The organism is Pseudomonas oligotrophica (assembly GCF_021726475.1).
GTDB lineage: Bacteria > Pseudomonadota > Gammaproteobacteria > Pseudomonadales > Pseudomonadaceae > Stutzerimonas > Stutzerimonas oligotrophica.
This window is the reverse complement of record NZ_JAKJRU010000001.1, coordinates 623250-635649: the sequence shown is the minus strand read 5'-3', so window position 1 is coordinate 635649 and position 12400 is coordinate 623250. Positions and strand designations below refer to the sequence as shown.

Annotated in this window: 9 protein-coding genes and 1 riboswitch; of the genes, 5 read left to right on the top strand and 4 right to left on the bottom strand. The window is 69.0% G+C overall.

Annotated features, from left to right (window positions below; all coding sequences use genetic code 11):
• Nucleotides 1-33: 33 nt before the first annotated feature.
• Both ligB and L3N39_RS02905 read left to right on the top strand, forming a co-directional pair.
• Nucleotides 34-1734, top strand: a complete 1701-nt coding sequence (ligB, locus tag L3N39_RS02910) for an NAD-dependent DNA ligase LigB (RefSeq protein WP_237255692.1) — start codon at nucleotides 34-36, stop codon at nucleotides 1732-1734.
• A gap of 27 nt (nucleotides 1735-1761) precedes the next feature.
• Complete coding sequence (locus tag L3N39_RS02905; protein WP_237255691.1) at nucleotides 1762-2130, top strand: DUF1090 family protein; 369 nt, start codon at nucleotides 1762-1764, stop codon at nucleotides 2128-2130.
• On the opposite strand, the gene L3N39_RS02900 is transcribed toward L3N39_RS02905, so the two are convergent.
• Nucleotides 2124-2573, bottom strand: a complete 450-nt coding sequence (locus L3N39_RS02900; protein ID WP_237255690.1) for a c-type cytochrome — start codon at nucleotides 2571-2573, stop codon at nucleotides 2124-2126. The genes L3N39_RS02905 and L3N39_RS02900 overlap by 7 nt on opposite strands.
• A gap of 76 nt (nucleotides 2574-2649) precedes the next feature.
• Complete coding sequence (locus L3N39_RS02895) at nucleotides 2650-3087, bottom strand: hypothetical protein (RefSeq protein ID WP_237255689.1); 438 nt, start codon at nucleotides 3085-3087, stop codon at nucleotides 2650-2652.
• Nucleotides 3088-3258: 171 nt separating this feature from the next.
• Nucleotides 3259-3343, top strand: a riboswitch (S-adenosyl-L-homocysteine riboswitch).
• Nucleotides 3344-3368: 25 nt separating this feature from the next.
• On the opposite strand from L3N39_RS02895, the gene ahcY reads away from it, so the two are divergent.
• From ahcY to L3N39_RS02880, 3 genes are all read left to right on the top strand, one after another.
• Nucleotides 3369-4775: an adenosylhomocysteinase gene (ahcY, locus tag L3N39_RS02890; RefSeq protein ID WP_237255688.1), complete on the top strand. Its 1407-nt coding sequence runs from the start codon at nucleotides 3369-3371 to the stop codon at nucleotides 4773-4775.
• A 73-nt stretch (nucleotides 4776-4848) separates the two neighbouring features.
• Nucleotides 4849-5700 (top strand): methylenetetrahydrofolate reductase [NAD(P)H], encoded by an 852-nt coding sequence (gene metF, locus L3N39_RS02885; protein WP_237255687.1) that lies wholly within the window; start codon nucleotides 4849-4851, stop codon nucleotides 5698-5700.
• Between the two features lie 229 nt (nucleotides 5701-5929).
• On the top strand, nucleotides 5930-7741 hold the full coding sequence (locus L3N39_RS02880) for an RNA helicase RhlE2 (RefSeq protein ID WP_237255686.1): 1812 nt from the start codon (nucleotides 5930-5932) through the stop codon (nucleotides 7739-7741).
• An 82-nt stretch (nucleotides 7742-7823) separates the two neighbouring features.
• On the opposite strand, the gene adeC is transcribed toward L3N39_RS02880, so the two are convergent.
• Together adeC and L3N39_RS02870 are read right to left on the bottom strand one after the other, a co-directional pair.
• A complete protein-coding gene (gene adeC, locus L3N39_RS02875) occupies nucleotides 7824-9266 on the bottom strand; it encodes an AdeC/AdeK/OprM family multidrug efflux complex outer membrane factor (RefSeq protein WP_237255685.1) in 1443 nt (480 codons plus the stop codon).
• Entirely contained in the window at nucleotides 9263-12400 is a 3138-nt protein-coding gene (locus L3N39_RS02870; RefSeq protein ID WP_237255684.1) for an efflux RND transporter permease subunit, read from the bottom strand. Before L3N39_RS02870 ends, adeC begins: the two co-directional genes overlap by 4 nt.

Sequence of the window (12400 nt, the reverse complement as noted above, 5' to 3'; positions counted from 1 at the left end):
TCGGCCGGTCAGTTCGGAGCAAGGATGCTCGTCATGCCACGCCTCTTCGCGGCGCTCGTCGCCGTCATCTCGCCCCTTGCGCTCGCCTGCCCGCCGTGGCCTGCCGAGCGCGCCAGCCAGGAAATCGCCGTGCTCGCGGCGAACATCGCCGAATGGGACGAGGCCTACCATCGCCGCGGCGCCAGCCTGGTGGCCGATGAAGTCTACGACCAGGCCCGCGCACGCCTGGAACGCTGGCAGGCCTGCTTCGCCGGCAGCGCCCCGAGCGCCGACGCGCTGGCCGGCGCCGGCGGGCCGGTGGTGCACCCGGTGGCGCAGACCGGCCTGGCGAAGCTCGCCGACGAGGCCGCCGTGGCAGCCTGGATGGCCAGCCGAGAGGGCCTGTGGATCCAGCCTAAGGTCGACGGCGTGGCGGTGACGCTGGTCTACCGCGACGGCGTGCTGCAGCGCCTGATCAGCCGCGGTGACGGCCGCAGCGGTCAGGACTGGACCGCCCACGGCCGGCACATCCCGGCGCTGGCCCGGCGCCTGCCCAGCCGGGGCGAACTGGTGCTGCAGGGCGAGCTGTACTGGCAGCTCGACGGCCACGTCCAGGCCGAAGAAGGCGGCGTCAACGCGCGCAGCCGCGTCGCCGGCGCGCTGCACGGCGAACGGATCGAACCCGCCACGGCGGCGCAGATCGGGCTGTTCGTCTGGGACTGGCCCGCCGGCCCGACGACCATGCAGGCGCGCCTGGACGGGCTGGCGGCGCTGGGCTTTAGCGCCACCAGGGCGTTCAGCCAGCCCATCCGAACCCCTGCCGAGGCGAGCGCCTGGCGTGAGCGCTGGTACCGCACGGCCCTGCCCTTCGCCACCGACGGCGTGGTGCTGCGCCAGGCCCGGCGACCGCCGGCCGGGCGCTGGCAGGCCGAGCCACCGGCCTGGGCGGCCGCCTGGAAATATCCGCTGCGCACGGCGCTGGCGCAGGTCCGCGCGGTGCACTTTCGCATCGGTCGCAGCGGCCGGATCACCCCGCTGCTGCTGCTCGACCCCGTGCAACTGGACGATCGCCGGATCAGCCGTGTCAGCCTCGGCTCGCTGCGCCGCTGGCGGGCGCTGGACCTGCTGCCCGGCGACCAGGTGGCGCTGTCGCTGGCCGGATTGAGCGTGCCGAAGATCGACCAGGTGATCAGCCGCAGCAGCCTGCGCGAGGCCGTGCAGGCGCCCGATCCGGCGCGTTACCACGCGCTCAGCTGCTGGACCCCCGAGGCCGGCTGCGAGCAGCAGTTCATCGCCCGGCTGGCCTGGCTCTCCGGCGACGCCGGGCTGGACATGCCGGGCATCGGCGAAGGCAGCTGGCGCAGGCTGCTGGCAGCCGGGCGCCTGCCGCACCTGCTCGCCTGGCTGGCGCTCGACGCCGAGGCGCTGCGCCAGGTCCCCGGCATCGGCGCGAAGCGGGCGCAGTCCATGCTGACGGCCTTCGCCGCGGCCCGTCGGCAACCCTTCGCGCGCTGGCTGGTCGCCCTCGGTGCACCGCCCGGCGCCGCGCCGCAGGCAGGCGAGAACTGGGCCTCGCTGGCCCGGCTCAGCGCCGACCAGTGGCAGGCCCGACCAGGCATCGGTACGACGCGCGCCGAGGCCCTGGTGCGTTTCTTCCGCGCGCCGGCCACCGAACAGCTACGCGCCCACCTGCAGGCGCAGGGTATCGCCGGCTTCGTCGATCAGGCACTTTCAGGCGCCGCTGGCAGTCGATAACTCTGTCCTGTTCTGCGGAGCCTACCCATGCATCACTGGCCTCTGGCCACCGTCCTGTTGCTGGCCAGTGGCCTGGCCGGCGGCGCTACCGGCGAGGGCTGCGCACAACGTCGCGAGCCGCTCAGCGCCGCGCTGCAGCAGGCGCGCCTGCAGGGCGACAAGGTCCGCCAGTCGGTGCTGGAGGAGCAGTTGCTCGAACTGAACGCGCAATGTCGCGGCCTGACCCGCCTGCAGCCCGGGCATGCCAGCCGCGAGCGCGCCTCGCGGCTGGTCGAGCGGCGCGAGGCGGAGCTGCGCGGCGCCCTGGCCGGCGGCGATGCCCGGCGCGTCGAAGACAGCAAGCGACGCCTGGACCAGGCCCGGCAGGCCCTGCAGGAGCGGGCCGGCGCTCAGTAGACGCGGAATTCCTGGTGGCAGCGCTCGCAGGCGTCCTCCACCTGCTGGAAGGCCGGGGCGATGCCCTCGGCGGTCAGCGCTGCGCCCGCGGTCGCGCTGACCAGCGCCGCGGTCTGCTGCTCCAGCGCACGGGCCAGTTCATGGAAGCGCTCCTGCTTCTGCCAGACCTCGTCGCGCGCGTCGCTCTGCGCTTCCTTGACCTCGGGATAGTGCTGCCAGGGCTGGCGCGACAGCTCGTCGAGCTTGGCCGCACCGGCGGCGAAGGCCTGCGCATCGAAGGCGATGCGCCCGCGCAGCATGCCGCCCAGGTCCTCCTTGGTATCGAGCATCTGCTGGTAGATGGCCTTGCGCTTGCCCAGCGGCGAGTTCGGGTCGATACGGTCGCAGCCGGCAAGGCCGGTCGCCACGAGAAGCACGGTAAGGCACAGCAGTTTCGACTTCATGGTTCACCCAGGTGCGCTAATGCAAGCCGGCGATTATCGCCGCTCGGGTGAAGCCGGACAAATGAGACAAGGCGACTCAGCGCGACCACTGCCCGCCGGCACGTTCGCAGTCGATCTTCGCCTGGGCCCGGTCGCTGGCGTGGTAGTGGTAGGTGACGATGCGTGCCTGCTCCGGCACCTGGTCCGGCCAGGTGCCATTGTCGGCCTGGCTGCCGGCCGAGTGCTCGTTGGCCAGGGTCTCGGCGGTCATCGGCGCCGAGCACACGCCGAAATGGCCGGCCGGGCAGCTGTCGCGCAGCTCGCGCCGGGTGTTGCCGACGTCCTCGCCGTCGCTGCAGGTCCAGCGCATCGCATCGCCGTCGTCCAGGCTCTCGAATTCGAAGCATTTTTCCGTCACCACCGGCGCCGGCACCGCGCCGGATGCCTCGCTGTGGACGTAGCAGGACTGCGCGGCGGCAGGACCGCCGAGCAGGATGGCCAGGATGGCGGAGGCGATCGGCAGCGACCGGTGCATGGCGAGCTCCTGGCGCGTGCATCACGCGCGGTGGAAAAGACGGTGGCCTTGGCCTTGTGACCTGCCGGCAGCGGGCAAGGTTCGCGTCGTCGCGCTTGGGTATCGCCGCGGGCTGCGGCTATACTCAGCGCCGTTTTACCCGGCCGACTCCGCTTCGGCCGTGCCCGCCACCCGGCCGAGGGGCGCTGCAGCAGGTCACACCTGTCAGGCTCGACCGGGGCGTTTATCGAAAACGCATCAACGGCGCCCATTCGCACAAGCCACGAATGGAGACTCATTGCATGAGCGCTGTCATCACGCCTGCCGGTTTCAACGACTACAAGGTTGCCGACATTTCCCTGGCCGACTGGGGCCGCCGCGAGATCATCATCGCCGAGTCCGAGATGCCGGCACTGATGGGCCTGCGCCGCAAGTACGCCGCCGAACAGCCGCTGGCCGGCGCGAAGATCCTCGGCTGCATCCACATGACCATCCAGACCGCGGTGCTGATCGAGACGCTGATCGCCCTCGGCGCCGAGGTGCGCTGGTCCTCCTGCAACATCTTCTCCACCCAGGACCAGGCCGCCGCGGCCATCGCCGCCGCCGGCATTCCAGTGTTCGCCTGGAAGGGCGAGACCGAGGCGGAGTACGAGTGGTGCATCGAGCAGACCATCCTCAAGGACGGCCAGCCGTGGGACGCCAACATGGTGCTCGACGACGGCGGTGACCTGACCCAGATCCTGCACGACAAGTACCCGCAGGTGCTCGAGCGCGTGCACGGCATCACCGAGGAAACCACCACCGGCGTGCATCGCCTGCTCGACATGCTCAAGGGCGGCACCCTGAAGGTGCCGGCGATCAACGTCAACGACTCGGTCACCAAGAGCAAGAACGACAACAAGTACGGCTGCCGCCACAGCCTCAACGACGCCATCAAGCGCGGCACCGACCACCTGCTGTCGGGCAAGCAGGCGCTGGTGATCGGCTACGGCGACGTGGGCAAGGGCTCGGCCGCCTCGCTGCGCCAGGAAGGCATGATCGTCAAGGTCTCGGAAGTCGACCCGATCTGCGCCATGCAGGCCTGCATGGACGGCTACGAAGTGGTCTCGCCGTACCTCGACGGCGAGAACGACGGCACTGAAGGCTGCGTGGACAAGGCGCTGCTGGGCAGGATCGACCTGATCGTCACCACCACCGGCAACGTCAACGTCTGCGACGCGAACATGCTCAAGGCGCTGAAGAAGCGCGCCGTGGTGTGCAACATCGGCCACTTCGACAACGAGATCGACACCGCCTTCATGCGCGCCAACTGGGGCTGGGAAGAGGTCAAGCCGCAGGTGCACAAGATCCACCGCACCGGCAAGACCGTCGACCCGACAAACGATGACTACCTGATCCTGCTGGCCGAGGGCCGCCTGGTGAACCTGGGCAACGCCACCGGCCACCCGAGCCGGATCATGGATGGCTCCTTCGCCAACCAGGTGCTGGCGCAGATCCACCTCTACAACGAGAAGTTCGCCGACCTGCCGGTGGCCGAGAAGACCCAGAACGTCACCGTCATGGTCCTGCCGAAGAAGCTCGACGAGGAAGTGGCGCTGGAGATGGTCAAGGGCTTCGGTGGCGTGGTCACCCGCCTGACCGGCAAGCAGGCCGAGTACATCGGCGTGACCGTCGAAGGCCCGTTCAAGCCGGACAGCTACCGCTACTAAGCAGGTCACGTCACAGGCTGCGAGGCGCCAGGTGCGCTCGCGGCCTGCGGCTTGCAGCTCAAGGAATTCCTGTATGACCTCTTCGAACCGCCCTTCCATCAGCTTCGAGTTCTTCCCCACCAAGACCGATGCCGGGCATGAAAAACTGCTGAACGTGGCCCGCCAGCTGGCCGGCTACCACCCCGACTTCTTCTCCTGCACCTACGGTGCCGGCGGCTCGACCCGCGACCGCACGCTCAATACCGTGCTGCAGCTCGACAACGAGGTGAAGGTGCCCACCGCGCCGCACCTGTCCTGCGTCGGCGACAGCAAGGACGAGTTGCGCAGCCTGCTGAATATCTACAAGGACGCCGGCATCCGTCGCATCGTCGCGCTGCGCGGCGACCTGCCCTCGGGCATGGGCCTGGCCAGCGGCGAACTGCGCTTCGCCAACGAGCTGGTGGAGTTCATCCGCGCCGAGACCGGCGAACACTTCCACATCGAGATCGCCGCCTACCCGGAAATGCACCCGCAGGCGCGCAATTTCGAGGATGACCTGGCCAACTTCGCGCGCAAGGCCAAGGCCGGCGCCAGCAGCGCCATCACCCAGTACTTCTTCAACGCCGACTGCTACTTCTACTTCGTCGAGCGGGTCCGCAAGCTGGGCGTGGACATTCCGATCGTCCCGGGCATCATGCCGATCACCAACTACAGCAAGCTGGCGCGTTTTTCCGACGCCTGCGGCGCGGAGATCCCGCGCTGGGTACGCAAGCAGCTGGAAGCCTATGGCGACGACATCCAGAGCATCCAGGCCTTCGGCGAGCAGGTGATCAGCCAGATGTGCGAAAAGCTGCTGGCCGGCGGCGCACCCGGGCTGCACTTCTACACGCTGAACCAGGCCGAACCGAGCCTGGCGATCTGGAACAACCTCAAGCTGGACCGCTGAAAGCGCACTGCGCCGCCCATTCGCGGGCGGCGCAGTGAACCTGCGGGATGCGACATTGTCCCAGCATTGCGGATTGCGAAGCTCTGCTATACTCCGCGCTTCCGCCAGGCCTACGTCCGGATGCCGCCCTTCTTCATCGCGGCAGAACCGGACGGGATCGCACGCCAGTCGCGATTCGAGCCCGGCATGATCATCCCAGGGCCAAGCCCTCTACAAGACAGGATCTCTCATGTCCTTTGCTTCCCTCGGTCTCTCCGAGGCTTTGGCCGGTGCCGTCGAGGCCGCCGGTTACACCCAGCCTACTCCCGTGCAACAGCGGGCGATTCCCGCCGTGTTGCAAGGCCGCGACCTGATGGTCGCCGCCCAGACCGGCACCGGCAAGACGGGCGGCTTCGCCCTGCCGGTGCTCGAACTGCTGTTCCCCAACGGCCACCCGGACCGCGAACACCGCCACGGGCCGAAGCAGCCGCGCGTGCTGGTGCTGACACCGACCCGCGAGCTCGCCGCCCAGGTCCATGACAGCTTCAAGCTCTACGCCCGCGACCTGCCGCTGAAAAGCGCGGTGATCTTCGGCGGCGTTGGCATGAACCCGCAGGTCCAGGCACTGGCCAAGGGCCTCGACGTGCTGGTCGCCTGCCCCGGCCGCCTGCTCGACCTCGCCGGCCAGGGCAGCGTCGATCTGTCCCACGTGGAAATCCTCGTGCTCGACGAAGCCGACCGCATGCTCGACATGGGCTTCATCCACGACGTCAAGAAGGTCCTGGCCCGCCTGCCGGCGCAACGGCAGAACCTGCTGTTCTCGGCGACCTTCTCCAAGGACATCATCGACCTGGCCAACAAGCTGCTGCGCGACCCCGAGCGCATCGAGGTCACGCCGCCGAACACCACCGTCGAGCGCATCGAGCAGCGCGTGTTCCGCATCGCCGCCAGCCACAAGCGCGCCCTGCTCGCACACCTGATCACCCAGGGCGCCTGGGAGCAGGTGCTGGTGTTCACCCGCACCAAGCACGGTGCCAACCGCCTGGCCGAATACCTGGAGAAGCACGGCCTGCCGGCCGCGGCGATCCACGGCAACAAGAGCCAGAACGCCCGCACCAAGGCGCTGGCGGACTTCAAGGCCAACGCCATCCGCATCCTGGTCGCCACCGACATCGCCGCCCGCGGCCTGGACATCGACCAACTGCCCCACGTGGTCAACTTCGAGCTGCCCAATGTCGAGGAAGACTACGTGCACCGCATCGGCCGTACCGGCCGCGCCGGGCGCAGCGGCGAGGCGATCTCGCTGGTCGCCCCGGACGAGGAGAAGCTGCTCAAGGGCATCGAGCGGCTGACCCGACAGAGCATTCCGGACGGCGACCTGCTGGGCTTCGACGCCACCGCCGTCGAGGCGGAGAAGCCCGAGGCCCGCGAGCCGCGCCAGCCCCGCCAGCCGCGCGGCGAACGCAAGCCCCGCGCCGAGAAGGACAAGCAGGACGCCGCCGCCTCGAGCGAAGAGAAGAAGTCGCGCAACCGCCGCGGCGGCAAGGGCAAGGCGAAGAAGCCGCGCGACGCCGCCGCCGAGCCGGCGCAGGCGATCACCCGGCCGCCGCAGCTGCCGCCGGAGCGTGACCCCGAGGAATTCCTCGACGACGAGGTGGACAACTTCGGCAACCGTGTCGACTACGTCAGCCCGTTCCAGAACAAGAACGGCCGTGGCCGGCGTCCGGCCAGCGGCAATGGCTCGCAGCCGCGCGCCGGGGCTGCCGCCGGTGCCGGTGCTGGTGGCGCACGCGGTGCCGGGCGCGGCAAGGGCCAGGGCAAGGGCCAGCCGCAGGGCCAGGGCGCCAAGTCGCAGGGCGGTCGCAACGGCCAGCGGCGCAAGACCGAGCCGCGCCGCCACGAACCGGAAGCGGCTCCGCGTCAGGAAGTGGTCAAGCCGGAGAAGCAGCCGGTGATCATCCACAAGTCGCGTGGCGGGCTGATCAGCGCCGAGATGCTCGACCAGCTGCCCTCGCGCCGCAGCGACGGCGAGAAGCCGGCCCTGCTGACGCGCAACCGCTGAGGCGAAACCGCACCCTGCCCCAACGAAGAACCCCGCCATCAGGCGGGGTTCTTCGTTTGCGGGGAAGCGAACGCGGCGACCCTCAGCCCTGCTCCTGCTCCTGCTCCGCCGCCGGCTGCGCCGCGGTGGTCTCCTGCCAGCCGCCGCCGAGGGCCTTGAACAGGTTGATCTCGCTGGCCAGCTGCGCCAGCCGGTCGCTGATCAGTTGCTGCTGCGCCTCGAACAGCTGGCGCTGGGCGTCGAGTACCGTCAGGTAGCTGTCCACGCCGGTGCGATAGCGGCGCTCGGCCAGCTCGTAGTATTCCTCGCTGGTGCGCACCAGATCGCGCTGCGCCTGCACCTGCCGCTGGTAGGTGCCCTGCGCCGCCAGCCCGTCCGCCACTTCGCGGAAGGCCGTCTGGATCGCCTGCTCGTAGTTGGCGACCTGGATGTTCTGGCTGATCCGTGCGTAGTCCAGGTTGGCGCGGAGCTGCCCGGCATTGAAGATCGGCACGCTGATGCTCGGCGAGAAGGTCCAGTACTTCGAGCCGCCCTCGAACAACCCGGACAGTTCGCTGCTGGCCGAACCCGCCGCGCCGGTCAGGCTGATGCGCGGGAAGAAGGCCGCGCGCGCCGCGCCGATGTTGGCATTGGCCGCACGCAGCTGGTACTCGGCCTGGCGAATGTCGGGGCGCTGCTGCAGCACGTCCGACGGCAGGCCCACCGGCAACTGGCCCAGTTGTTCGCGGTCGAGGCCGAAGCCGCCGCGCACGCTTGCCGGAATCCCCTGCCCCAGCAGCAGTTCCAGCGCGTTGCGATCCTGGGCGACCTGCCGCGTGTAGCGCTCGATGCTGACCCGCGCGGTCTGCACCGCGCTGCGCGCCTGGCGCAACTCGAGGGCCGAGGCGACGCCGACGTCGAAGCTGCGCTGGGTCAGCGCCAGGCTGCGCTCGTAGGTCTCGAGCGTGTCGCCGGTAACGTCGAGCAGGGCCTGGTCGGCCTGCAGCGTCAGCCAGGCGTTGGCCACGCTGGCGATCAGGCTGACCTGGGTGCTGCGCTGCGCCGCCTCGCTGGCGAAGAACTCCTCCAGCGCCTGCTCGCGCAGGCTGCGCAGGCGGCCGAACAGGTCCAGCTCCCAGGACACGCCGAAGGTGGCGCTGTACTGGCTGCTGACGGTCGGTTCGCCGCTCATGCTCAGGTCGCCCGGCGTGCGCGTGCGGGTACCGCCGGCATCGGCGCTGATCGCCGGCAGCAGGTCGGCGCGCTGGATGCGATAGAGCGCGCGATAGGCCTCGACGTTGAGCGCGGCCGCACGCAGGTCGCGGTTGTTCTGCAGCGCGACGCCGATCAGTTCCTGCAGCGCCGGGTCGCGGAAGAACGCGCGCCAGCCGAGGTCGGCGGCCTGCGCCTGCCCCGGCTGCGCCTCGTAGGCCGGGCCCTGCGGCCAGGCGGCGGGTACCGGGGCCTCGGGGCGCTGGTAGTCGGGAATCAGCGAGCAGCCGCCGAGCGCTGCCAGCAGGGCCAGACCCAACAGGGACTTGTTCACGATGAGCTCTCCTGCGCGCCTTTCTCGGCGGGCTTCTTGCGGTCGAACAGGCCGGCGACCAGCACGTAGAACAGCGGGATCCAGAAGATCGCGAGCAGCAGCGCCGAGAGCATGCCGCCGATCACCCCGGTGCCGATGGCATGCTTGCTGCCCGAGCCGGCGCCGCTGGCGATGGCCAGTGGGACCACGCCGAGGATGAAGGCCAGCGAGGTCATGACGATCGGCCGCAGACGCATGCGGCAGGCCTCCACTGCGGCATCGACCAGGCTCATGCCCTGTTCGTGCAGCGCCTTGGCGAACTCGACGATGAGGATCGCGTTACGCGCCGACAGGCCGATGGTGGTCAACAGGCCGATCTGGAAGTAGACGTCGTTGGACAGCCCGCGTCCGTAGGTCGCCAGCAGCGCACCGATGATGCCCAGCGGCACCACCAGCATGACGGCGAACGGGATCGACCAGCTCTCGTAGAGCGCCGCCAGGCAGAGGAAAACCACCAGCAGCGACAAGGCGTAGAGCGCGGTGGACTGCGAGCCGGCCAGGCGTTCCTCGTAGGACAGCCCGGTCCAGGCGATACCCACGCCCGGTGGCAGCTGCGCGGCGATCTTCTCGACCTCGGCCATGGCCTCGCCCGAGCTGTAGCCGGGGGCCGCGGCGCCGAGCATTTCCATCGCCGGCACACCGTTGTAACGCGACAGCTTCGGCGGGCCGTAGACCCACTGGCCGCTGGCGAAGGCGCTGAACGGCACCATCTGGCCGTCGGCGTTGCGCACGTACCACTTGTCCAGGTCCTCGGGGTTCATCCGCGCATCCGAGCGCCCCTGCATGTACACCTTCTTCACCCGGCCGCGGTCGATGAAGTCGTTGACGTAGCTGCCGCCCCAGGCGATCGACAGCGTCTGGTCGATCTCCGCTAGCGACACGCCCTGGGCGCGCGCCTTCTCGTCGTCGATGCTCAGCTGGAACTGCGGTTCGTCGCGCAGGCCGTTGGCGCGCACGCCGGCGAGCTTGGGATTCTGCCCGGCCAGCTGCAGGAACTTGTCGCGCGCCTGGCTCAGCACCTCGTGGCCGACGCCGGCACGGTCCTGCAGGAACACGTTGAAACCGGTGGCATTGCCCAGTTCCATCACCGCCGGCGGGGCGAAGGCGAAGGCCAGCGCATCGCGGAAGGTGAAGAAGCGCATCTGCGCGCGCTGCGCCAGGTCGAACACGCTGTGGCCCTCACCGGCGCGCTCGCCCCACGGCTTGAGGCCGATGAACGCCAGGCCGGAGTTCTGCCCGCGGCCGGCGAAGTTGAAGCCGTTGACGGTGAACACCGAGCGGACCACGTCCTGTTCCTCGGTGAGCAGGTATTCGCGCATCTGCCGCAGCACGTCGTAGGTACGCTCGGCAGTGGAGCCGGCCGGGGTCTGCACCTGGGCGAACAGCACGCCCTGGTCCTCTTCCGGCAGGAAGGAGGTGGGGATGCGGGTGAAGGCCCAAGCCATCACGCCGACGATCGCCAGGTACAGCAGCAGGTAGGGCGCCTTGCGCCTGAGCATCGCCTGCACGCCGCGCTCGTAGCGACCGACGCCGCGCTGGAAGCTGCGGTTGAACCAGCCGAAGAAGCCGCGCTTCTCGTGGTGCTCGCCCTTGGCGATCGGCTTGAGCAGCGTTGCGCACAGCGCCGGGGTGAATACCAGCGCCACCAGCACCGAGAGCGTCATGGCCGAGACGATGGTGATCGAGAACTGCTTGTAGATCACCCCCGTCGAACCGGGGAAGAAGGCCATGGGCAGGAACACCGCCGAGAGCACCAGGCCGATACCCACCAGCGCGCCCTGGATCTGCCCCATCGACTTGCGCGTGGCCTCCACCGGCGACAGTCCTTCCTCGCTCATCACCCGCTCGACGTTCTCCACCACCACGATGGCGTCGTCCACCAGGAGGCCGATGGCCAGCACCATGGCGAACATGGTCAGGGTGTTGATGCTGAAGCCGAACGCCGCGAGGATGCCGAAGGTACCGAGCAGCACCACCGGCACCGCCATGGTCGGGATCAGCGTGGCGCGGAAGTTCTGCAGGAACAGGTACATCACCAGGAAGACCAGGACGATGGCCTCGAACAGCGTGTGCACCACGCCCTGGATCGATTCGGAAATCACCGGCGTGGTGTCGTAGGGGTAGTACACCTTGACCCCGGCCGGGAAGAACGGCTCCAGCTCGGCGATGGTCTGGCGCACGCCCTTGGCGGTGTCCAGCGCGTTGGCGCCGGTGGCCAGCTTGATGGCGATACCGGTGGCCGGCATGCCGTTGTACTCGGCGCTGATGCTGTAGTTCTCGCCGCCCAGCTCGACACGGGCGACGTCGCCCAGGCGCACCTGGGAGCCATCGCTGTCGACCTTGAGCAGGATGTCGCGGAACTGCTCGGGGGTCTGCAGGCGCGTCTTGCCGATGATGGTCGCGGTCAGCTGCTGGCCCTTCACCGCCGGCAGCCCGCCCAACTGGCCGGCGGATATCTGCACGTTCTGCGCCTGGATCGCGCTCTTCACGTCCACCGGGGTCAGCGCGTAGTTGTTCAGCTTGGCCGGATCGAGCCAGATGCGCATGGCGTACTGCGAGCCGAACACCTGGAAGTCGCCGACGCCCTTGGTCCGCGACAGCGGATCCTGGATGTTGGAGACGATGTAGTCGGCCAGGTCGTTCTTGTCGAGCCGGCCATCCTCGGAAACCAGCGCCACCACCAGCAGGAAGTTGCGCACCGCCTTGGTCACCCGGATGCCCTGCTGCTGGACCTCCTGCGGCAGCAGCGGCGTGGCCAGCTGCAGCTTGTTCTGCACCTGGACCTGGGCGATGTCAGGGTCGGTGCCCTGCTCGAAGGTCACGGTGATGCTCATGCTGCCGTCGGAGTTGCTCTCCGAGCTGATGTAGCGCAGGCCGTCGATGCCGTTGAGCTGCTGCTCGATCACCTGCACCACGGTGTCCTGCACGGTCTGCGCCGAGGCACCGGGGTAGCTGACCTGGATGCCGACGGCGGGCGGCGCGATGCTCGGATACTGGTTGATCGGCAGGTTTAGGATGGACAGCCCGCCCGCCAGCATGATCACCAGCGCGATCACCCAGGCGAAGATCGGCCGGTCGATGAAGAATCTGGACAT